The following is a 22,797-nucleotide window of genomic DNA, read 5'->3' on the forward strand; positions in this document are numbered from 1 at the left end:
AATTCGTATGTTATGTAATTCTGCCGCACTATAAAGGTTGGACGAGTGAGATGATCCTCAGTCTTAAATGCTAACCGATAAGTTTACAATCTTTGATCTGTTCTATTTGTGATTCTATTGATTAGGCAATAGTCTTATCGGGACTTTAACTTTATAATCAATGGCTTTATTAGGGATTTTGAATTCAATAGAGAATCGCCGAGTACTCCCTCATCAACCAACTAGTAACTAAATAGGTTTACTTAATAGTCGGAAAATATCCATTCACGATAAGAATCCGCGAGATTGTCATTATGGCGTTAACTCAAGATAACTCTAACAGAAAAAAACTCAGCGGTCCCAACTCACCTCTCCCCCAACACCGCATAACACACCGGCGTCAAAATCAAACTGGCCGCCATGCCGATCAGCAGGCCGGCGGATAGCGACAGCGTCATTGGAATCAGGAATTGGGCTTGCGGGCTGGTTTCCAGCAGGGTGGGCAGGAAGCCGGCGAAGTTGGTCAGGAAGGCCAGCAGGATCGGGCGAAAGCGGGAACAGCAGGCTTCGGCGATCAGCACGTCCACCGGCCGCTGGTCGCCGTCGTGCTGGCGCAAATAGTCCAGCAACACCAGGCTGTCGTTAACCACGACGCCGCTGGCGGCGATCATGCCGACTAAGGATTCCATCGACAGCGGCAAGCCGGCGGCCCAGTGGGCCAGCACCGCGCCGCACCAGGCTACCGGCGCGGCCAGCAGAAAGATCAGCGGTTTGGCGTAGGAACGAAACGGCACCGCGATCAACGCGTAGATCACCAACAGCGCGATCAGCGTGTTTTTGCCGAAAGCGGCCAGCAGCTCTTTCTGCTCCTGGCGTTGCTGGCCGATTTTGACGTTCAGGCCGGGAAAGCGGCTTTCCAACGCCGGGAACACGTCGCGTTCCAGTACCGCGTAAACTTCGTTGGGATCGGCCAGGGTCGGATCGACCCTGGCCTGGACTTTCAAGACCCGTTGCCGGTCTTCGCGAATGATGCGGGCGTAGCCTTGCAGCACTTCGACGTCGGCCAAGCTGGCCAGCGGCGCGCTGGCGCCGTTGGGCAGGCGCACCGGCTGGGCCTTGAGTTGGTCCAGCGAACGCCGCTCGCGCAGCGGAAAACGCACCATCACCTTGACTTCCTTGCGGCCGCGCATGAAGCGATGCACTTCCTCGCCGTAATAGCCGTTGCGGACTTGCTCGGCCAGTTGTTCCAGGCGCATGCCCAGCCGCTCGGCCTCGGGCTTGAGGGTTAAGTGAATTTCCGGCTTACCGGGTTCGCCGGAATCGATCACGTCGTAGGCGCCGCGAAAGCCTTTGATCTGTTGTTTGAGCTGTTCCACCGCCGGGCCGAGTTGGGCCGGATTGTCGGCGCCGACCGTCAGTTCCAGGTCGTAGGGTTCGTCGCCTTCCTTGAAAATGAAATCGACCTGGCCGATTTGAATATCGCCGATGCGTTTGCGCCAGTCGCGGATGAAGTCCTCGACCTTGATGCGCTGGCGGCCGGCCGCCGACAGTTCCAGCCACAGCCCGCCGCCGTGTTCCCAAACGATGGTTTCGACGCCGACAATGACGCTGTGCTCGGGATCGTGGCCGCGCTTGCCGGCGCCGGGCGGCACGCCGTCCAGTTCGTCGCGCAACTCGAATAAGGCGTTTTCGACCCGGGTGGCCAGCGCTTGCGCCTCGCTGTAAGGCGCGCTTTGCGGCAGCCGGATCGACACCCAAAAGCTGTCCTTGGACACGTCAGGGTTGATCGACTGGCGGACCCGGTCGCTGGCCACCAGCCCCCAGCAAATAATCAGCAGGGCCGCGAACAGCGCGACGGTCAGATAGCGCCAGCGCAGCGCGGCGGCCAGCAATGGCCGGTATACTCGCTCGACGAAATTGTCCAGGCCGCCGTTAAGTCGGGCGCGCAACCGCTGCAAGCCGTTGGTGGCGCTCGGCGGCTGTATCGGCGCGACCAGATGCGAGGGCAGGATCAGCAGGGCCTCGACCAGCGAGAACACCAGCGTCAGGATCATGATCAAACAGATCGGTCGCATCATTTGCCCGGCCCAGCCCGGCAAATACAAGCCCGGCAGAAACGCCACCAACACGATCAACACCGACAGCGTGACCGGCAAGGCCACCGCGCGGACGCCGTTGACCGCGGCTTGCAGCGGGGTTTCGCCGCCTTCGAGCTGGCGGCTGTGCACGCTTTCGCCGATGATGATCGCATCGTCCACCAGCACGCCCATCGCCAGCAAAAAGCCGAACAAGGACAACATGTTTAGCGAAATATCCAACGCCGGCATCAGCCAGAACGCGCCTAGCACCGAAGTGAAAATGCCGACGCCGGCCCACAGCGCCACCCGCACCCGCAGGAATAGCGTCAACACCAAACACACCAGCAAAAAGCCGCTCAAGCCGTCTTCGAGCAAGGTGCCGATGCGTTCGTCGTAGGCCTGGGAATCGTCCCACCAGGTAATCAGCCGCAAGCCTTCCGGCAGGCCGGCGCGGATGGCCTCGATTTCGGCCTTGACCTTGCGCGCCACCACCACGCTGTCGCGCTCGGCGTGGATTTCCCAGCCTTGCGCGGTTTCGCCGTTGTGGCGCCAGTCGTACAGGCGTTCTTCCAAGCCATCGCGGATCGTGGCGATCTGGTCCAGCCGCAGCCGGTTGCCGTCCGGCAGCGTCTTGATGACCAGTGCGCCGACCGCGTCGGCATCCTTGGCGCGGCCGGCTACCCGCAACAGCAATTCGCCGTCCGGATTGCGCACCAGGCCGCCCGGCAGATCGACCGATGCGGCGCGCACGGCCTGGGCGACGTCATCCAGCGTCAACTGGTATTTGCGCATTTGCTCCGGCGCGATCTCGATGCCGATTTCGTAAGCGCGTTCGCCGTAATTGCGTACCCGGCTGACGCCCGGTATCGTCGATAGCTGCTGCTGAATCCGGTCGCCGAATTGCTGGAGTTTGAAGCCGTCGGTGTCGCCGTGTAGCGCCACCCAGATCACGCCGTCGTCGTCCTTGCGGTCGGCCGGCAGCACGTAGATCTGTTCCAATTGCTTGGGCAGGCGCGGAATGGCTTGCACCCTGGCGCGCAGCAAGGCCATCATTTGCTCGCGGTCCCGGTCGGGGCGGATTTCGACCGCCAACGTGCAGGTGTCGCCCTGAATTTCGCCGTGCAAATGCTTGATGCCGGGCAAGTCCTGAATCGCTTCCTCGATTGGGATGCAGACCGCTTCCTCGACTTCGGACGGCCCGGCGCCGGGAAAGACAGCGGTAATTTCGATCTGATGCGGACTGAAGCGCGGAAACACTTCCTTGTTGGCATCCAGCATGCCGATCACGCCGCCGGCCAGGATCAGCAGCATCAACAAATTGGCCGCGACCGGGTTGCCGGCGAACCAGGCCAATATCCCGCCCAGGCGGGCCGCGCCGCGCGAGGCGCTCATGGCCGCTCGGCCGAGATTTCGACCCGCATGCCGGCCACCGGCAGCGGCATGTCCGTAACCACGACGCGCTCGCCGGCTTGCAGGCCGGATTTGACGATGGCCCGACCCGGCTCGCTACGCAGAATTTCCACGTCGCGGAAGGCCAGGCGCTGTTCGGCGTCGATCAGTTTGACTTGGCCCAGATTGTTCAACGCGCCACGCGGCAGGGCGTACAGTCCGGCGCGGGCCACGCCCTCGATTTCGGCTTGGACGAACAGGCCGCTCAACAGCGGCGCGGCGCCGTCGCGGCTGTTATCGGGCTGCTCGACCTGGGCGACCAGAAACAACTGGCCGCTGCTGCTGTCCAGTTCGGCTTCGCTACGGACGATGCGCCCGCGCCAGGTTTGCGGCTGGCCGGCCACGTCGGCGCTCAACGTCACCGCCGGCCAATGCGCCGCGCGGCTTGATTGGCCCAGCGGCAAATCCAGAAACGCCAGCTCGTTGATGCCGACCGGCAGCCGGATTTCGGCGATGTCGTTGGCGTAAATCCGGGCGATGGTCGCGCCGGCCGGCAGAAACTGGCCGCGGCCGACTTGCTTGCTCAACACCCGGCCGGAAAACGGTGCCCGAATTTCGCAACGGCCGCGATCCAGCTTGGCCTTGGCCAGATCGGCCTCGGCGGCCTGCAACTTGGCTTCGGCCTCGGCCAACTGCGGTTTGCGCAAGGCCAGATCGCTGGCCTCGCCCTGGCCCAGCGCCTGCCATTCGCTGCGGGCCTGTTCGGCCTGGGCGCGTTCGTTGATCAAGACCCGTTTGGCTTCGGCAATCTTGGCCTGGGTGGCGACGATGGCGTAATCGTAGTCCCGTGGGTCTATCGTCGCCAGCAGCTCGTCGGCCTTGAAAAAACCGCCGGACACCAGCGCCGGGTGCATTTTCTCGACCTTGCCGGCCACTTGGGCGATCAAGTCGATGGTTTCGCGGGGCGCGACCACGCCTTGCGAATGTACGTTCAGTTTCAAGGTTTGCGGCTCGGCCTTGACGACCTCGACTTGCGGGATGGGCGGTTCGGCCGGCGCCGGCAAACTGCCGGGCCGCAACGCGATCATTGCCCAGGCCGCGCCGACGGCCGCGCTCAACACCGCGGCCGGCAAGATGATTTGTAACCAACGGAATTTTTCGTTCACACCGGGCCGCCCAAGGCCAAATACAAGTTGATGCGATTGGTTAATAGCTGCCGCCGCACCGCCAGATGCGCGCTTTGCGCGTTCAAGGTGCTGCGGTAGCTGTCCAGCAGGGTCAGAATTTCGATCAGGCCCTGCTGGTAGGAATACACCGCCAGCTTGCGGCTGGCTTCGGTTTGATCGACCGCCTCGCGCAGCGCTTTTTCCTGTTCGCGCAAGCGGGCCTCGGCGGCCAGCGCCTGCTCGACTTCCCGGAAGGCATTCAGCGCCACGCTTTGATATTGTCGGTAGGCGTCGCGGACCCTGGCTTCGTTGAAGCGGATGTCGGCCTGTAAGCGATCGCCGGTGAACAAGGGCTGGGTCAGACCGGCCGCCAGATTCCAGGCCGCCGAGCGCGGATCGACGATGTCGGCCAGCGCCGGCGTGCTGGTGCCGCCGCTGCCGGTCAGCGTCACCCGAGGCAGCAAGGCTTTTTGGGCGCTTTCCAGCCGGGCGTCGGCGGCGGCCAAACGCCGGAACGCGGCGACGATGTCGGGGCGGCGCGTCAGCAGCTCCGCCGGCAAACCGACTGCCAGGGCCTGGGGCGGTTCCGGCAAGGCCTGGCGGCCGGTCAATTCGCCGTCCGGATAATGGGCGATCAGGCTTTGCAAGCGCTTAGCCAGAATTTGCACGCCGTTGCGCGCGCCGGCCGATTGCGCTTCGGCGTTGGCCAGATCGGTCAGCGCCAGCCGCAGGTCCAGACCGCGAGTCAGGCCGCGATTGAAGCGGCCTCGGATTAACTCGACGATCACATTGCGGTCCTTGACCGACTGGGCGGCGACTTCGGCTTGCCATTGCGCTTCCAGCCATTCGAAATAGGTTTGGGCGATCGCGGCGGCCAGCGACAAACGCGCGGCGGCGTAGTCGGCACCGGTCGCGTCGGCCTCGCGCTCCTGACCGGTTTGGGCGGCCTTGATCCGGCCCCAGACGTCCAGCTCCCAACTGGCACTGAACAACGCGCTGAATGCGCCCGATTCCACCGATTGGCGGCCGTCGGCGTCGCCGCGCTGGTAGCCGGGAAGCAGTGACAATTGCGGCCAACGGCCGGCGCCGGCAATCGTCGCTTGCTCGCGCGCCGCATCGACTCGCGCGGCGGCGGACAGCAGGTCGAAGTTTTCGGCCAGCCCAGCCCGCACCAGCGCGTTCAATTGTGCGTCGCCGAACCCGGCCAGCCAGTCGGTCACCGCCGCCGGCGCGCTCGCCGCTTCCCGCCACTGCGCCGGCACGGCCAAGCTCAACGCGGCCGGATCGCGTTCGGGCGCGGTTTCGCAGGCGCTTAGCAAGCCGGCCAGACTGCCGGCCAGCGCCGCGCGGCGGAAGTTAACGTTCGGTATTCGAATCAAGCAGTCGGAGACTCAATGGGTTTTAGGGCGGCGTTTTTTCAGCCAGATGACCACGCCGGTGACCGACAGCATCACGATGGTCAAACCCAGCACGCAAACGAAAATCCGGTAAGGCAGGCCGAACACGTTGGCCATGTGCAAGGCCGCCAGCCAGGCGGTAATCGTATTGCCGTTGTATTGGCCGCTAGGCAGCAGCAGCATTTTTTGCGCGCCGCTGACTGCGTCGATGACCACCCGCAACTGGCCGCCCTTGTCTTGGAAATCCAGGTCGCTGCGCGCGGAATATACGTAAAAGCCGTGGCCGGCGTTATACCAGATCGCGGCCGGTTGCAACACCGCGAAGCCTTGCTCGGCGCCGGCCTTGCGCGCGGCGGCGTCCGCCAATTGAAAGGCCTCGCTGATCACGACCGGCGGATTCGGCAAGGGCTGCGGCAATTCGGGGAATTCGGTCCAGGGCTGGCGAAAATCGCTGACGCTTTGCATGACCTTGGCGTACACCGTATCGCCCAGGTTCATGTACACGCTGGACCAGGCGAAAGCCAGCAAGGCGATCCACACCCACAAACCGCCGGCCCTATGCAAGTCGTAATTGATGCGGAACGGCGAGCCGCGCCATTTTACGGCCCAGGCCGGCCGCCAGCGTCGCCAGAACGACGGCCCGGCCGCGCGGGTTGTTAGTGGCTTGGCCGGTAGGGTCAGATAGAAGCCGACGAAGCAATCCAGCGTCCAGACCAACGCGGTGATGCCCAAGGTCCAGGCGCCGAATTCGTCCAGAGCCAGGTTGTAGTGCAATTTGTAGACAAAGGGCATTAAATTGAATGCGCCTTCGGTGATCGCTCCCCACTGCCGCCGGCCCAGTTCCACGCCGGTGTAAGGGTCCAAGATCAGTTGATCGAAACCCAATGCCAGCGGTTGGCCGCTTTGGCTGTCGTTGTTGGGCGAAATGCCGATATCGACGTGGCGCGGCGACAGCCACAGCGAGGCCACCCGTGCCCGGCTGCCCAGCGCACGCTCGGCGCTATCCAGCAATTGCGGAATCGGCAAGGTCTGGCGTCCGGCCGGCTCCACGTAAAATTGTGGGCTGACCATGCCGTCCAGTTCTTCGTAAAATGCCAACAGACTGCCGGTCAGGCCGACCACGATCAAAAACGCCGTCATCGCCAGACCGGCGTAACGATGCACCAGCACCCAAAACGGGCGAATTTTCATAAGCTCTTCCTTCCGATTCAAACCAAACGATACGCGACTCACGCGACGGCCCATTTTATAAGACGATTGAACTTGCAAAATCCCCACCGAAAACCTTGAGAATTCGGTTTTGACTGAAATTTTGGGAAGCGTTCCCGGCTTTGCGTTGCCTGGTCCCGTGAGTGGCTTGGATATTGTTCACCCGGCCCTCGATCACCCCTTCGTCCCGAGCCCTAGGGCTTCGCGCGCGATAGCCTAGTCGAAAGGTATTCCACCTAGGACGCTGACTGACTCGGCCCGAATGGCGTACCGCTAACTCGTGGGACCGGATGAATAGAACGCAGGTGGGCTGAATTTGATCGGCGGCGGCGCATGCGTCTTAAGATTTACGCGTTCGCCGCCTTTCGGGGAGGGTTAGGCGTGAAGGCGGCAAACGCCGAAATTTTAAATGCCGGGACTAATATTTGCGGTCGGGCGAGCGCTCACCGCCACGAATCGGCTTTCGGCGGTCCTTAAATCAACAGACCTTTCGCAAAACGAAAAAAGTTGCCGGACAAAGAAAGCCCCCGATCCGGACCCGGACGGGGGCTGTGGAGTACAGAGCACTTAACAACGGGAGGTACTACGAACTTGAAGCCACGCCGGAAAACTTCGGTCTAGCTTTTTCCGGCGCTCGCGCGTCCGTGCGCTCCGAGGATGCCGACTCGATCGGCACCCGAGTTAAAACCGGGACATCGCTCGCGCGGGTTTGGCCTGTTGCAGATTGCTGGCTAACGCGGCGGCGCCGAACAAGGCCATCGCCAGCAGCCATTGTTCCAAAACCAATCCGAAAATACCGGCTGAAAAGAACGCGCCGGTCGCGATGTCTCTGTATAAAGAGTCGGCCTTTTTCATTTCTGCTCCTAGACTGCATCGAGTCGGTTAGTGAAGTTGGTTTCACTTTAGGTCTGAGCGAATTTATTTACAATATGCGATTTTACAGATTTAAAATTTCCAAAAAAGAAACAAAATTCCGCCCACATTTTCGGTTGCTCTTGTTATGATCTTCAGGATTGGCGGGAAGGCATCATGGGTTTGCACGGCCGGATTGCCGGCAACGCACAGCGCCGGCCGAATTTTCGCCGTCAATCCATTCGCCGCAGCACCGTGAGCGGCGCCTGCCGCACCACGCCGCGCACGCCCCAAAATCCCGCCAAGCCCACGCCCAGCATGCCGATCAACGGCAAAGCCAGCCACAGAGTAAAGTTGGGCCGGTATTCGATTTGCATCACCCGATGGTATAGAGCGAACAGCACCGCTTCGGAGGCGATCACCGCCAGCGTGCCGGCGGTTCCGCCCAGCACGGCGAACTCGATCCAATGCCCGCGCCGCAAAAAGCCGCGTCCGGCGCCGAGCGTGCGCAACAACGCACTTTCCTGAATGCGCCTATCCAGACTGGCGTAAACCGCCGCGAACAAGACGGTAAACCCGGCGGCCAACGCGAAATACAGCAATACGTCGATCGCCCGGGTCAGCTGGGTCAAAATGGTTTTGAACTGCTTTAATAACAAATCGACTTCCAGGATCGTCGTCGCCGGAAAGTGCTTGACCAAGCCGGTCAACAGCGGTTTTTGCGGCTCGTCCAGATAAAAACTGGTCATGTAGGTGGTTGGAAAACCGGTCAGGGTGCCGGGCGAGAAAATCATGTAAAAGTTCGGCTGCATCGTGTCCCAGCGCACGCTACGCAAATTGGCGACCGTCGCGGTCAAGCGCTCGCTGCCGACCGTGAAGCTCAGCCGGTCGCCGGGACGAATGCCGAGATTGTCGGCCAGTTTTTGTTCCACCGACACCAGGCCGGGCGCCAGCTCCCGCCAGGGGTTGCCGGCGACGACGCGGTTGTCCTCCGGCAATTGCTCGGCCCACGTCAGGCTGAGTTCGCGCTGGGTCGCCGCTTCGCCGGTGCTGTCCTTGCTGACCCGGCGCTGCACCGCTTCCTGGTTGACCTCGGTCAGGCGGCCGCGAACCACCGGGTAGAACGGGCTGGCGGCGATGCCGAGTTCGGCGATTTCGCCGCGAAAACCGCCGACCTGATCCGGCAGCAGGTTTAACGCGAAGTGGTTGGGCGCTCGGTCCGGCAACTGTTTTTGCCACTCGGCGATCAAGTCGGAACGCACGGTAAAGCTCAAGGCCATCGCCGCCAGGGTCACGCCGAAGGCCAGGATTTGGCCGATGCCGGCCGGGCCGTGGCTGATCAGGCCGCGCAAGGCGATGCGCCAGCCGAGGTTCATCGCCGGCAGCGCGCGGCGGGCGGCCCGCAGCAAGCCGTAGAGCAGTAAGCCCAGCACGGCCAGCGCCAGCGCGCCGACGCCGAGTATCGTCGCGGTGGTTTTCCACTCGCCGGTGTAGCGCCAGATCAACGCACCCACCACGCTCAACGCCAAGCCGTAAATTAACCAGCCGCTGGCCGGCATCGGTTCCAGGTCGCGGCGCAACACCCGCAACGGCGCCACCCGGCGCAAGCGCAACAACGGCGGCAACGCAAATCCCAGCAGAATTGCCAGCCCGGTGGCGAAGCCGAAACCGACCGCCAGCCAGCCCGGTTCGGCAACCCGCGCCGGTAGCAAATCGCGCAGCATCAGGAACAGGCCGTGCTGAGCCAGCCAACCCAGCATGGCGCCGGTTCCGCTGGTGGCGATGCCCAGCATCAGAAACTGGCCCAGATATAAAGCGACGATTTCGCGCTGTTTGCAGCCCATGCAGCGCAACAGTGCGGTGGCGTTGAAGTGCCGCTCGGTGTAGCGGCCGGCCGCCATCGCGATCGCGACGCCGGCGATTAAAATCACGACGACGCTGGACAGGCCCAGATAGCGTTCGGCCCGGCTCAAGGCCGAATCCAGTTCCGGCCTGTCGTTCCGCACGTCCAGCAGGCGCTGCGACGGGTTCAGCTGCGGTTTCAGCCAGTCGCGGTAGGCGGTCAGCGCCGCCTCGTCGCCGCTGAATTGGTAAGCGAAGCGGACCCGGCTGCCCGGTTGAACCACGCCGGTGGCGGCCAGATCGGCCAGCGCCATCATTACCCTGGGCGAAAAACTGTACAGATCGCCGCGCCGGTCCGGCTCGTAGTTCAGCACGCGGCTGACGGTCAACACCGCCTCGCCGACGGTCAAGCGGGCGCCGAGTTCCAGTTTCAAGGCTTGCAGCACCCGTTTATCGACCCAAACCGTGCCGGGTTCCGGGCCGGCGTGGACTTCGGTCAAGCGGTCGAAGTCGCCGTCTCCGGTTTTCAGATAGCCGCGCAGCGGATAACCGGCGCCGGCGGCCTTGATCGAGGCCAGCAACATCTCGCCGTTCTCCAGCAACATGCTTGGAAATTCGACGGTTTGCGCTTGAGCCAAGCCCAGTTCGCCGGCCTTGCCCAGCCAGGCCGGATCGACGGCGGCCGGCCCGGCAACGGCCAGATCGCCGGCCAGGAATTCGGCGGCTTGCAGGGTCATCGTGCGTTGCAGGCGATCGGCGAACAGCGAAATCGCGGTCGAACTGGTGACCGCGATCAGCAAGGCCAGCACCAGCAGGGTTAATTCGCCGGAACGGCCGTCGCGCCACAGCAATTTCATCGCCAACCGAAAGCGTTTCATACGATGCTCCCGGCTTCCAAGCGTATGGTGCGTTGGCAACGCGCTGCCAGGTTCATGTCGTGGGTGACCAGAATCAGCGTGGTGTGTCGTTCTTGGTTCAATTCGAACAGCAAATCGACGATGTGCGCGCCGGTGTTGCTGTCCAGATTGCCGGTCGGCTCGTCGGCGAACAAGATCGCCGGCCGGCCGACGAAGGCCCGCGCCAGCGCGACGCGTTGCTGTTCGCCGCCGGATAATTGCCGGGGCGTATGTTGCAGGCGCTTGCCCAGGCCAACCCGCTCCAGCAAGGCGCGGGCGGCCGGTTCGGCGGCGGTGTTGCCGGCCAGCTCCAGCGGCAGCATGACGTTTTCCAGCGCGGTCAGGGCCGGCAGCAATTGGAACGACTGGAACACGAATCCGACCAACTCGTTACGCAGCGCGGCCCGGCCGTCTTCGTTCATTCGGGTCAGATCCCGGCCGGCGACAATCACCGAACCGCTGGTCGGGATGTCCAGGCCGGCCAGCAAACTCAGCAACGTGGATTTGCCGGAACCGGATTCGCCGACGATGGCGATACTTTCGCCCGGCTTGATGATTAAATTGACCGATGCCAAGATATGCAGGTCACCTTCCGAGGTGGGAACGGTTTTGCCGAGGCCTTCGGCGACAATGACGGGTAGAGCGGCTGTGCGATTGAGTGACATGACTGGAATAGTCCTTGCGATGGTATTGAGTTTGGCGCCCGCCGGGGCTGCGGCTAAGACGATCCTGGTGTTGGGAGACAGTATTAGTGCCGGATACGGTATCGAAGTTCAGCACGGCTGGGTTGTCCTGCTGCAAAAAAAACTGGCCGACGCCGGTATTCCCCATGCGGTCGTCAACGAAAGCATTAGCGGCGACACCTCGGCCGGCGGCTTGGCGCGCCTGGAACCGATCCTGGCCCGCCACCGGCCCGATCTGGTCGTGCTGGAGTTGGGCGCCAACGACGGATTGCGCGGCCTATCGCCGCAAGAAATGAAGCGCAACCTGACCGAAATCGTCGGCCGGTCCCGGCAAATCGGCGCCGGGGTGTTGCTGTTGGCGATGAAGATTCCGCCGAACTACGGCAAACGCTATATCGAGATGTTTTACGAGGTTTACCCGCAATTGGCAAGCGAGCTGCAATTGGCGTGGGTGCCGTTCATATTGGAAGACATCGCCCTCAAACCGGAGCTGATGCAGGCCGACGGCCTGCATCCCAACGCCGACGCCCAACCGCTGTTGGTCGAGAAGATTTGGCCGGCCTTGCGGCCCTTGTTGAAATAGCCGCCGTCAACCGGCGATGAACGGCGATTTCCAGTCGCCGGAATGGTAGCGCTCCAGGTTTCGGCGAAACTCACCGCCGCCGCGATACTCCCAATAGCCGGCCAATTGGCCGAGGTTGTTGCAAAAACTGCGGACCATGACGATCAGGGGGACGTAAAACCAATAGCTCGGCCGCAAGTTGGAGTTGTGACGCTTCAACGCGGTGATGACCGGATTGACCAGCGTGAAATACATGAAGCTGAGCACCGCCATCGCGATCAACCAAAAGCCGAAAAATCCGAAGCCCAGCAGCAGCGCCAGCATCCAGATCACGTGGTTGCGCAAATGGTAGAACACCGTTTTCAGATCGGTTTGGCCGATCCGGCCGGTTCCCTTGCCGTACAAATAATATTGCTTGGCGAGTTTTTTCAAGTTCGGGCGCGGGCGCCAGGAGATGACGGCGTCCGGCGCCAGCGCCACCTTGCAGCCCAAGGCCTTGGCGCGCTGGGCGAATAAGGTGTCCTCGGCGGTATACAACCATTCCGGATAACCGCCGGCCGCCAGCCAGATGCTTTTGCGGAACGCCGAATTCCGGCCGTGAAACACCCGCTCCGCCTCGTTGGCGGCATTGCCGGACGTGGACAGTTTGCCGGCGAAGTATTCGAAATCGTTGATACTTTCGACGTTCCTGACCCCGGTCACCGCGCCGTAGCTTGGGTCGTTCAGCAGCGGTTGCACCAAGGCCGCCAGCCAGCCGTCCACCGGCCGGCAACCGCCGTCGGTCACGGCGACGATGTCGCAATGGCTGCGGGCGATCGCGATGTTGCGGCCCTGGGCGATATTGACGCCGGGTTCGACGAAGAATTTGACGTTGCGATGTTCGGCCGCGTAAGCGTTCAGCACATCCAAGGTGCCGTCGCTGGAACCTCCGTCGACGATGACGATTTCGTCGGCCCGCAAACTTTGCCGCAAGAACGCGTCCAGCAATTGCCGAATGCTTTCGCGTTCGTTCAGGACCGTGGAGATGATGGCGATGGTTTGTCTTTGCATGGCTTACACACTTGCGTTCGTTGGATTCATCGGAACGACCCGGCCTTTACAGCGGATTGTCGAAATAGTCGCCGTCGAGTCCGCTACGATACCAGCCTTCGATGACGGCGGCGGGTAACGGCGGCTCGCTAAAAACGTGGTAACGATTGCCTTGCGAAGGCAAGGCTTCGTAACCCAGGTCGCGAAACACCGGCGTCAGCCAGGGCGCCGCGACTTCCAGATTGATCCAGGTCATACCGATTTCCCGCCAGTAGGCGTACAAGCGGTACAGCAAGGCCGGCAGGGCTTCGCCGTCGTCGAGCCGATAGAACACGTCGCGCAACACCGCCATTTCCACCCCGCCGCCGAAGTCTTGCCGGTGCCAAACCGCGTAAGCTCTTAAACGGCCGCCGGCGTCCCGCAAACCCATTAACTTCAATGGACAAGTCGGATAGTCGAATATCCGCCAATTCAAATATTGACTGCTTCTTTCCAGGCAGGACAGATAGCCGCCGCGCGCTTGACTCCATAGCGCATCGTAGTCGTCGCCGCAGCGGGTTTCCTCGGTCAGCCTGAACCCGGCGCGTCTCAGCTTGGCGTCGCGAAGCTGCAAACCCAGATCAAACAGCGAGCCGATGATCCGGCCGGCCGGGGCGCCGACCCGTTTTTGCCAAGAGGCCTTGAAGCTGCTGCGCAATCTGAAAAAATCGTTGCCGTCGCCGCCGATCGCGACGTACCCGAGTTTGCGGTAGGCTTTTTGCGTGACGACGCCGGCCGAGGTACTGCTGGTCATCGCCGCGAAATGCCGGCATTGGTCGATCAGTTCGGTTCCCAGGCCGCGACCCCGATAGTTGGCATCGACACTGGTGTTGGCGGCGAAGGCGATCACGGTGGACTGGCCGTTCAACCACCACGGCTGGGCGAAGATGGCCCGAAACCCGATCAATTTACCGTGGTCCCGGACGCCGACGCCGATGCCGGGAAACGCGGCCTGCCAAGGGTTGTTGATGATGCGCCGTTCCAGCCATTCGCCGACGCATTCCGGCGTTTGTTGAAACTCGGTAAAACTGTTCAGTACCACCTGAATGCAGTCCGGAATATCGGCGGTACCGATGAAGGAATAATTGAAATGGTCTGCCTGAACGGGCTCGGACATAGAGCTTCTCTAAAACTGGACGAAAATCGCGCGGACTCAAGGTTCGCGCGCTGCCAGCCAATCATAGTAGAAGGCCCGCGGCTTTGCCAGCATCGGCGGCGGTGCTTGAGCCCGAGCCGCGTCGAACCCGCGCTTATCGCTTGCCGACCGCCGCCCGTTTTTGCAAGCCCAGTAACGTCAGCATGCCGCTTAGAAACAGCCAGGCGGCTGATGGCAGCGCGGCTTTTAGGTCGATAGACCGGGTTTCCTCGACGATGGGTTGAAACACGGTGTTCAGCAAGACCGGAAAATCGATGTCGATACCGCTTGCGCCGATTTCCCCGATCGCGGTCATCGCGCCGCCCCAGGTTTGTACGGCCTGGAATCGAACTTGTTCGACGACTGCCTCGGCCAATGTCCGCGCGGCGCCGAGACTAAGCGGCGTGGCGTGGTCGGCCAGCGTGGCGCCGGCTAAATCGATGTCCTGGATGTCGTTGGCCGGAACGAGACTGGCGGCCAAAACCGCGTCGGCCCACAAAGCGCAGGCCAATAAAATAGCCGTGGACAACTGTTTGATGCTCTCCATATAAACTCCCTATCAATATTCCAAAACCGATGGCTCGTGTATTTCCCCGTCGAACCCGCATCACCGGCAAATTCAACCTGCCGGACTCAGGCGACCGCCATCCCAGTCGGTAGTTTAGCAACTAACTTGCCAGATGCCAGTCCCAAAGGCCTAAGTTTTTTTTGCAGCCTGGCCGTAGCTTCCCGGGAAGTCGCTTCAGGAGTCGCCGCGGTCAATGTTGGACTATCAACAACGTTGCTTGGCGCTTGTTGCAAACACAGCAATTTCAGCCGGGGCCGACACTAACCGTTTCGCGGCCCGCGCCCGTCCATGCCCAAAATTTCGCGAAAAATCCCCCAGGGAATTTCGGTTGAAAGATCGGCGCAACTTGCTACAGTAGCCGGCAGGTCGCCAACTCAAGGACAGCCGTCATGTTACGCAAAATCCTGATCGCCAATCGCGGCGAAATCGCGGTCCGCATCATTCGCGCCTGCGCCGAAATGGGCATCCGCTCGGCGGCGGTCTATACCGAGGCCGACCGGTTTGCACTGCACGTCAAAAAGGCCGACGAGTCGTATTGCATCGGCAGCGAGCCGGTCGCCGGCTATCTGAACATCTACGGCTTGGTCGATCTGGCGCTGCGCACCGGCTGCGACGCCGTCCATCCCGGTTACGGCTTTCTGTCGGAAAACGCGCTGTTCGCGACCGCCTGCCAGGAACGCGGCCTGGTGTTCATCGGCCCGTCCGCCGAAGTAATCCGCAAGATGGGCGACAAGACCGAAGCCCGCGCGGCAATGCGGGCCGCCGGCCTGCCGGTGACGCCCGGCAGCGACGGCAACGTCGCGGACGTGGAGCAAGCGCTGCAAGCCGCTGAAACCATCGGCTACCCGGTCATGCTGAAAGCCACTTCGGGCGGCGGCGGGCGCGGTATCCGCCGTTGCGACAGCCCGGACGAGCTGCGCCAACAGTATCCGCGGGTGATTTCCGAAGCCGGCAAGGCCTTCGGCAGCGCCGAAGTGTTTTTGGAAAAATGCGTCGTCAATCCGCTGCATATCGAGGTGCAAGTCCTGGCCGACCCGTTCGGCAACACCATCCACCTCTACGAGCGCGATTGCTCGATCCAGCGCCGCAACCAGAAACTGATCGAAATCGCCCCGTCGCCCCAGCTCGACGAAGCCCAGCGCCAGTATCTGGGCGGTCTGGCGGTGATGGCGGCCAAGGCGGTGGGCTATACCAACGCCGGTACCGTCGAATTTCTGCTGGACCGCGACGGCCGCTTTTACTTCATGGAAATGAATACCCGGGTCCAGGTCGAACATACGATTACCGAGACCATCACCGGCGTCGATATCGTCGAAGAGCAGATTCGCGTCGCCGCCGGCCTGCCGCTGCGCTTTCGCCAGGAGGAAATCGTCCGGCGCGGCTATGCCATTCAATTTCGGGTGAACGCCGAAGATCCGCAGAACAGCTTTCTGCCCAGCTTCGGCCACATTTCCCGTTACTATGCGCCGGGCGGGCCGGGGGTGCGCACCGACACCGCGATTTACACCGGCTACGAAGTGCCGCCGTTTTTCGACTCGATGCTGGCCAAGGTCATCGTCAGCGCGATGACCTGGGAAGACGCGATCAATCGCGGCGAACGGGCGCTGCGCGACATGGGCCTGTTCGGCATCAAGACCACGATCCCGTATTACTTGGAAATTCTGCGGCATCCGGATTTTCGGCGCGGCCGCTTCAATACCGGCTTCGTCGAGGCGTATCCGGAACTGGTCAATTATTCCAACAAACCCCGCCCGGAAATTCTGGCCAGCGTGCTCGCGGCGGTCGTGGCTTCCCACACCGGCCTGTAACCCGAGGAACTAGCGATGAAAAAAGTCTATGTCACCGACGTGATCCTGCGCGATGCCCATCAATCGCTGATCGCCACCCGCTTGCGCACCGAGGACATGCTGCCGGCCTGCGCAATGCTGGACGACATCGGTTACTGGTCGTTGGAATGCTGGGGCGGCGCCACTTTCGACGCCTGTTTGCGCTTTCTGAAGGAAGACCCCTGGGAGCGCCTGGCCAAACTGAAAGCCGCGCTGCCCAACACCCGGCTGCAAATGCTGTTGCGCGGCCAGAATCTGCTCGGCTATCGGCATTATTCCGACGACGTGGTGCGCAAATTCGTCGAGACCGCCGCCAACAATGGCATCGAGGTCTTCCGGATTTTCGACGCGTTGAACGACATCCGCAATCTGGAAACCGCCGTCGAGGCCGCCAAGGCCGCCGGCAAGCATGCCCAGGGTACGATTTGCTACACCACCAGCCCGGTCCACGACATCGCCAGTTTCATTCGCTTGGGCAAGGGCTTGGCCGATCTCGGCTGCGATTCGATCGCGATCAAGGACATGGCCGGCCTGCTGACGCCCTACCGGGCCGGCGAATTGGTCAAGGCCTTGAAAGACGCGGTCGATCTGCCGTTGCATCTGCATGGCCACGCCACGGCCGGATTGGCCGAAATGTGCCAGCTCAAGGCCATCGAAGCCGGCTGCGAGCATGTCGATACCGCGTTGTCGTCGTGGGCCGGCGGTACCAGCCATCCGCCGACCGAAAGCCTGGTCGCGGCGTTGCGGGGCAGCGAATACGACACCGGCCTGGACTTGGACAAGCTGCAGGCGGTTAACCAATATTTCGCCGAAGTCCGCAAGAAATACCGGCGCTACGAAAGCGAGTTCACCGGCATCGACACCCGCGTCCACGTTTTTCAGGTGCCGGGCGGGATGATTTCCAATCTGGCCAACCAGTTAAAGGAACGCAACGCGCTGGACCGGATCGACGAGGTGTACCGGGAGATTCCGGCGGTGCGCAAGGATTTGGGCTATCCGCCGCTGGTGACGCCGACTTCGCAAATCGTCGGCACCCAGGCGGTCCTGAACGTGTTGACCGGCAAGCGCTACGAGACCATCAGCAACGAGGTCAAACGCTATCTGCACGGCGGCTACGGCCGGGCGCCGGCGCCGGTCGATCCGGAATTGCAAAAGAAGGCGGTCGGCAAGGAAGAGCCGATCGACTGCCGGCCGGCGGATCTGTTGAAACCGGAATTTTTACATCTGCGCGGCGAAATCGGCCATCTGGCGTTGAACGACGAAGACGTGCTCAGTTATGCGATGTTTCCGGAAATCGGCAAGCAATTTCTGGAATTGCGCTCGACCGGCAATCTGGTTCCGGAGCCGCTGGAACTGGAGGCCGCGCCGGTCGCCGCCGCCGACAAGAAAGCGCCGACCGAATTCAACGTCGCGCTGCACGGCGAGTCCTATCACGTCAAAGTCACCGGCGCCGGACCCAAAAACCAGAGCCTGCGGCATTTTTACTTTACCGTGGACGGCATGCCGGAAGAAATCGTCATCGAGACTCTGGACGAAATCGTACTCGACGGCGGCGCCCAAGGGGCGGTGAAAAGCGCGATCGCCAGTAAGCGGCGCCGGCCGGCCGCGCCGGGCGATGTGGTTACCAGCATGCCGTGCAACATCATCGAAGTGTTGGTCCGCGAAGGTCAAAAAGTCGCGGCCGGCCAAGCCTTGCTGGTGACCGAAGCGATGAAAATGGAGACTGAAATCACCGCGCCGCTGGCCGGTATCGTCAAGGCAATCTTCGTCGCCAAGGGCGACGCGGTAAACCCGGACGAGGTGTTGATCGAAATTATTTAACACCCAACCGGCGGCGCGGAAGGTAAAATAGATCGTTTGCTATCGAGACCGGCATCCTCCAAACGCAACCAGCCGCGCGCGGCCGGACGGAGCAACCGGCTCCAGCCTCATCGTTTACCTAGCCGGCAAAGACATTGACTCCGATCCCCGTCACCGAACAATCGATTAATCAGGCCGCCGACTTGTTGCGGCGCGGCGAATTGGTCGCCTTTCCGACCGAAACCGTCTACGGTCTGGGCGGCGATGCCGCCAACCCGGCGGCGGTCGCCAAAATTTTCGCGGCCAAGGGTCGCCCGGCCGACCATCCGCTGATCGTGCACATTGCCTCGGCCGCGCAGTTGACCGAATGGGCCGTCGAGATTCCGGACGCCGCGCTGAAGTTGGCCGAGCAGTTTTGGCCCGGCCCGTTGACGATGATTCTGAACAAGCGCCCGGACGTGCCGGACGCGGTGACCGGCGGTCAAACCACGATCGCGTTGCGGGTGCCGTCCAACCCGGTCGCGTTGCGGTTATTGCAAGCCTTCGGCGGCGGTATCGCGGCGCCGTCGGCCAACCGTTTCGGCCGGATCAGCCCGACCCAGGCCGGCCACGTCGCCGAGGAATTGGGCGACCGAGTCGCTTGCATTCTGGACGGCGGCGCCTGCTCGGTCGGCGTGGAATCGACGATCATCGACCTCAGCGACGGCCAGCCGGCCATCCTGCGGCCGGGCCGAATCACCCGCAGTCAGCTCAAGGCCGCGCTGGGCACCGAAGTCCGCCTGTCGCCGCAGAGCAAAATCCGCGCGCCGGGCATGCTGGCGGTGCATTACGCGCCGAATACGATGGCCTTGCTGTGTCCGGCCGACACGCTGATCGCGATGACCGACGATCTCTGCGGCCAGGGCAAGCGCATCGGCATTCTGGCCTTCAGTCCGGCCATCGCCGAGATTCCCTGCCCCAATCTGATCAAATTGCCCGAGCAGGCCGAGCACTACGAAAGCGCGCTGTACAGTGCGTTGCGCGAGCTGGACAGCCGGCAATTGGACACGATATTGATCGAGCAGCCGCCGGACAGCGAGGCCTGGGCCGCCGTCAACGACCGCTTGAGTAAAGCCACGGTATAAGATGACCGACGCCGAATGGATGCGCCACGCGATCCGGCTGGCGCAGCGCGCCGAAGTGCAAGGCGAGGTGCCGGTCGGCGCACTGTTGGTGCTGAACGAGCGCTGCATCGCCGAAGGCTGGAATCAGCCGATTCAAAGCGACGATCCCACCGCTCACGCCGAAATCGTCGCGCTCCGTAAGGCCGGCCGTGTTCTGCATAACTACCGATTGATCGACACCACCTTGTACGTGACGCTGGAACCCTGCGTGATGTGCATGGGTGCGATCGCCCACGCCCGGGTCAAGCGCCTGGTGTTCGGCGCTTACGACACCAAGCGCGGCGCGGTCTGCCATGCCCTGCAACTCAGCGACGCGCCGTTTTTGAATCATCGGGTGGATTGGAGCGGCGGGGTGCTGGAAGCCGATTGCGCGGAACTGCTGAGCGATTTCTTTCGCGCTCGGCGCCGTTAAACAACACGTTGCCAATCCCTGGGCCGAAGTAGGTCAAAATGCCGCGAATTCAAGGAGAAATCATGGATTCCCCCGGAAACCGGCTCGGGCAACGCGGCGGCCGCTCGATCGCGCGCTGAATTCCGGCGGGTATATAGGCCGCCTGAATGCGACGGTTGGGTGGGGCTGGGGCTGGGTAGCGCCTCGGCCGATTCTGGAACCAGTTCAAGAGAGCAAGCCATGGGAAAGCGTTACACCGAGTTGTCCGACAAACACATTCAATTCATTCGCGAGCAAAAACTGTTTTTCGTCGGCACCGCCACGGCCGACAGCCGGGTCAATATCTCGCCCAAGGGCATGGACTCGCTTAAGGTGCTGGGGCCGGCACGGGTGGCTTGGCTCAACGTCACCGGTAGCGGCAACGAAACCGCCGCCCACGTGCCAATCGCCCCTCGCATGACACTGATGTTTTGCGCCTTCGCCGGCGCGCCGCTGATCTTGCGTTTGTACGGCAACGCTCGCGTGGTGCATCCGGGCGATGCCGACTGGCCGGACTTGTTCGGCAAATTCAGTCCGCTGCCCGGCGCCCGGCAAATCTTCGACCTCGAGATCGATTTGGTGCAGACTTCCTGCGGCATGGCGGTGCCGTTTTTCGATTACGCCGGCGAGCGCGAACAATTGTCGGATTGGGCCGCCAACCAAGGCCAAGCCGGCATCCGCCGTTATTGGCACGACAAAAATCAGCTCAGCATCGACGGCCTGCCGACCTATATCGTTGAAAAAAGCGGTTGAAATTGCGGAGTGCAAACCTAGGTTTGTACTCAACCGCGAACGAATTGAGATTATCCAGCCATGACATTAATCCGGCGATTCGACGGCTCCGCCTTTGCCATCGCCGCCGGTTTTCGCCTATGCTAAGCGGCTGATTCACTCTACGGCTCGTTACCATGCACGTTACCCTCGTTCACGTCCACGTCAAACCCGAACATATCGACGATTTCATCGCCGCCACCCGTTTAAACCACTTGGCCTCGGTGCAAGAAGCCGGCAATCGCCGCTTCGATGTTCTGCAAACGCCCGCCGACCCCAGCCAATTTATCTTGTACGAAGTCTATGCGACGGCAGAAGACGCGGCGGCGCACAAACAAACCGAACACTATCTGACTTGGCGCGACACGGTCGCCGACTGGATGGCCCAGCCGCGCCAAGGCGTACCTTACAAAGCCTTGTTTCCGGAGGCTTGAGCATGCAAAGTTTCAAGCCGTTTTACATCGCCCGCCTGCCGCGCATCTTGTTCGGCCGCGGCCGTTTAAACGAAGCGCCGGCCTTGATCGCTGGCTACGGCCGCAAGGCCTTGCTGGTCACCGGCAAACAATCGTTTTTCGGTACGCCGCGCTGGCACGGTTTTATCGAGGCGTTGGCCGGACAAGGGGTAGACTGGCGGCATTGCACGGTGTCCGGCGAACCGTCGCCCAGCTTGATCGACGATACGGTTGGCCGCTTTCGCAGTGAGAACATCGAAGTCGTTGTCGCGATTGGCGGCGGTAGCGTATTGGACGCTGCCAAAGCCATTGCCGGCCTGCTGCCCAGCGGAGATTCGGTGATGGATTATCTGGAAGGCGTCGGCCGCAACCGAGCCTATCGTGGCCCCAGCACGCCGTTCATCGCGGTGCCGACCACCGCCGGCACCGGTAGCGAGGCCACCAAGAATTCGGTGCTCAGCGTGCAAGGCCTGGATGGCTTCAAAAAATCGTTTCGCGACGAATGCCTAGTGCCGGAATACGCCATCCTCGATCCGGACTTATTAGCCACCTGCGCGCCGGAATTGATCGCCGCCGACGGTATGGACGCGCTGACCCAATTGCTGGAATCCTACGTCTCGGCCAAGGCCAATCCCTTTACCGACGCGTTGGCCTGGAGCGGCATGCAGGCGGTCAAAGACGGCTTCTTCCCGGCTTGGCGCGGCGTCGAACCGGACGCTGGCGAAGGCCGTGCGGCGATGGCCTATGCGGCGCTGCTGTCCGGCATCACGCTGGCGCAAGTCGGTTTGGGCTCGGTACACGGTCTGGCGTCGCCGCTCGGCGCCTTCTTCCCGATTCCGCACGGCGTGGTGTGCGGCACGCTGGTCGCCGCCGCGACCGAGGTTAACATCCGCGCGCTGCAAGCCCGCGAACCGGCCAATCCGGCCTTGGCTAAGTATGCCCAAGTCGGCAGGCTATTGGCCGGCGACTATACGCTGGACGACCGGCAAGCCCGCGACGCGTTGATCGCGCTGCTGGCCGACTGGAGCGACACTTTGCAACTGGAGCGCCTTGGCGCCTACGGCATCGCCGCAGCCGATTTCCCGCTGATCGTCGCCAACGCGCGCGGCAGCAGCATGCAGACCAATCCGATCGTATTGACCGACGAAGAGATAGCGGAGATTTTGGCGCGGCGGATTTGAATCGGTTGCCCGGATCGGCGAGCCGAGTATCACCGCAAGATTCGCGGACCGCGAAGCGAATGATTCCGCCTTTGATGTTTTAAGCTCCCTTCGGCTCCGCTCAGGGAGCGCGACAGGTTCCCCGGCCCAGCGGTGCGTTCCCTAGAGCGGCGGAGAGCGAGTTCTCTGAGCGAAGTCGAGGATTGCGTTCCCTGAGCGAAACCGAGAAGTGCCTTCCCTAAGAGAAGCTGAGGAGTGCGTTCCCTGAGGGAAGCCTAAGGGTACGTTCCCCGAGTGAAGCCTTAAGGGTAAGTTCCCCGAGTAAAGCCTTAAGGGTAAGTTCCCCGAGTAAAGCCTTAAGGGTAAGTTCC

The 22,797-nt window shown here is 61.9% G+C and carries 18 protein-coding genes; 8 read left to right on the top strand and 10 right to left on the bottom strand.

What is annotated here, in order from left to right; all coding sequences use genetic code 11:
- Positions 1-344: 344 nt before the first annotated feature.
- The 7 genes from AC3B8H_RS06635 to AC3B8H_RS06665 all read right to left on the bottom strand — a co-directional run bounded on the left by AC3B8H_RS06635 (position 345) and on the right by AC3B8H_RS06665 (position 11,473).
- A complete protein-coding gene (locus tag AC3B8H_RS06635) occupies positions 345-3,449 on the bottom strand; it encodes an efflux RND transporter permease subunit (RefSeq protein ID WP_488440826.1) in 3,105 nt (1,034 codons plus the stop codon).
- A complete protein-coding gene (locus AC3B8H_RS06640) occupies positions 3,446-4,612 on the bottom strand; it encodes an efflux RND transporter periplasmic adaptor subunit (protein ID WP_488440827.1) in 1,167 nt (388 codons plus the stop codon). Before AC3B8H_RS06640 ends, AC3B8H_RS06635 begins: the two co-directional genes overlap by 4 nt.
- Entirely contained in the window at positions 4,609-5,991 is a 1,383-nt protein-coding gene (locus AC3B8H_RS06645; RefSeq protein ID WP_488440828.1) for an efflux transporter outer membrane subunit, read from the bottom strand. Before AC3B8H_RS06645 ends, AC3B8H_RS06640 begins: the two co-directional genes overlap by 4 nt.
- 12 nt (positions 5,992-6,003) lie before the next feature.
- A complete protein-coding gene (locus tag AC3B8H_RS06650; RefSeq protein WP_488440829.1) occupies positions 6,004-7,200 on the bottom strand; it encodes a PepSY-associated TM helix domain-containing protein in 1,197 nt (398 codons plus the stop codon).
- Positions 7,201-7,899: 699 nt separating this feature from the next.
- Positions 7,900-8,073, bottom strand: a complete 174-nt coding sequence (locus tag AC3B8H_RS06655) for a hypothetical protein (protein WP_488440830.1) — start codon at positions 8,071-8,073, stop codon at positions 7,900-7,902.
- A gap of 230 nt (positions 8,074-8,303) precedes the next feature.
- Positions 8,304-10,790: an ABC transporter permease gene (locus AC3B8H_RS06660; protein ID WP_488440831.1), complete on the bottom strand. Its 2,487-nt coding sequence runs from the start codon at positions 10,788-10,790 to the stop codon at positions 8,304-8,306.
- Positions 10,787-11,473, bottom strand: a complete 687-nt coding sequence (locus AC3B8H_RS06665; protein ID WP_488440832.1) for an ABC transporter ATP-binding protein — start codon at positions 11,471-11,473, stop codon at positions 10,787-10,789. The genes AC3B8H_RS06660 and AC3B8H_RS06665 overlap by 4 nt, the downstream gene beginning before the upstream one ends.
- On the opposite strand from AC3B8H_RS06665, the gene AC3B8H_RS06670 reads away from it, so the two are divergent.
- Positions 11,472-12,074, top strand: a complete 603-nt coding sequence (locus AC3B8H_RS06670) for an arylesterase (protein WP_488440833.1) — start codon at positions 11,472-11,474, stop codon at positions 12,072-12,074. The two genes, AC3B8H_RS06665 and AC3B8H_RS06670, sit on opposite strands and share 2 nt — an antisense overlap.
- A gap of 6 nt (positions 12,075-12,080) precedes the next feature.
- On the opposite strand, the gene AC3B8H_RS06675 is transcribed toward AC3B8H_RS06670, so the two are convergent.
- From AC3B8H_RS06675 to AC3B8H_RS06685, 3 genes are all read right to left on the bottom strand, one after another.
- Positions 12,081-13,103 carry a glycosyltransferase gene (locus tag AC3B8H_RS06675; RefSeq protein WP_488440834.1) on the bottom strand — a complete coding sequence of 341 codons (1,023 nt, stop codon included), beginning with the start codon at positions 13,101-13,103 and terminating at the stop codon, positions 12,081-12,083.
- Positions 13,104-13,149: 46 nt separating this feature from the next.
- Complete coding sequence (locus AC3B8H_RS06680; RefSeq protein WP_488440835.1) at positions 13,150-14,238, bottom strand: GNAT family N-acetyltransferase; 1,089 nt, start codon at positions 14,236-14,238, stop codon at positions 13,150-13,152.
- Between the two features lie 133 nt (positions 14,239-14,371).
- Positions 14,372-14,803, bottom strand: coding sequence for a hypothetical protein (locus AC3B8H_RS06685; protein ID WP_488440836.1), 432 nt, complete (start codon positions 14,801-14,803; stop codon positions 14,372-14,374).
- 410 nt (positions 14,804-15,213) lie between these two features.
- Between AC3B8H_RS06685 and AC3B8H_RS06690 the strand changes: the two genes are divergently transcribed.
- The 7 genes from AC3B8H_RS06690 to AC3B8H_RS06720 all read left to right on the top strand — a co-directional run bounded on the left by AC3B8H_RS06690 (position 15,214) and on the right by AC3B8H_RS06720 (position 22,447).
- The gene (locus tag AC3B8H_RS06690) at positions 15,214-16,632 is read left to right on the top strand and encodes an acetyl-CoA carboxylase biotin carboxylase subunit (protein ID WP_488440837.1); all 1,419 of its coding nucleotides are present in this window, start codon (positions 15,214-15,216) and stop codon (positions 16,630-16,632) included.
- A 15-nt stretch (positions 16,633-16,647) separates the two neighbouring features.
- Positions 16,648-18,471 carry a sodium-extruding oxaloacetate decarboxylase subunit alpha gene (oadA, locus tag AC3B8H_RS06695; RefSeq protein ID WP_488440838.1) on the top strand — a complete coding sequence of 608 codons (1,824 nt, stop codon included), beginning with the start codon at positions 16,648-16,650 and terminating at the stop codon, positions 18,469-18,471.
- A 134-nt stretch (positions 18,472-18,605) separates the two neighbouring features.
- Positions 18,606-19,574, top strand: a complete 969-nt coding sequence (locus AC3B8H_RS06700) for an L-threonylcarbamoyladenylate synthase (RefSeq protein WP_488440839.1) — start codon at positions 18,606-18,608, stop codon at positions 19,572-19,574.
- Position 19,575: 1 nt separating this feature from the next.
- Positions 19,576-20,025, top strand: coding sequence for a tRNA adenosine(34) deaminase TadA (gene tadA / locus AC3B8H_RS06705; RefSeq protein ID WP_488440840.1), 450 nt, complete (start codon positions 19,576-19,578; stop codon positions 20,023-20,025).
- A 219-nt stretch (positions 20,026-20,244) separates the two neighbouring features.
- Positions 20,245-20,796, top strand: coding sequence for a pyridoxamine 5'-phosphate oxidase family protein (locus AC3B8H_RS06710; RefSeq protein WP_488440841.1), 552 nt, complete (start codon positions 20,245-20,247; stop codon positions 20,794-20,796).
- Between the two features lie 155 nt (positions 20,797-20,951).
- A complete protein-coding gene (locus AC3B8H_RS06715) occupies positions 20,952-21,248 on the top strand; it encodes an antibiotic biosynthesis monooxygenase (RefSeq protein WP_488440842.1) in 297 nt (98 codons plus the stop codon).
- Between the two features lie 2 nt (positions 21,249-21,250).
- Complete coding sequence (locus AC3B8H_RS06720; RefSeq protein WP_488440843.1) at positions 21,251-22,447, top strand: iron-containing alcohol dehydrogenase; 1,197 nt, start codon at positions 21,251-21,253, stop codon at positions 22,445-22,447.
- The last annotated feature ends 350 nt before the right edge of the window (positions 22,448-22,797 follow it).

It is taken from the genome of Methylomonas sp. BG-2 (assembly GCF_057766305.1).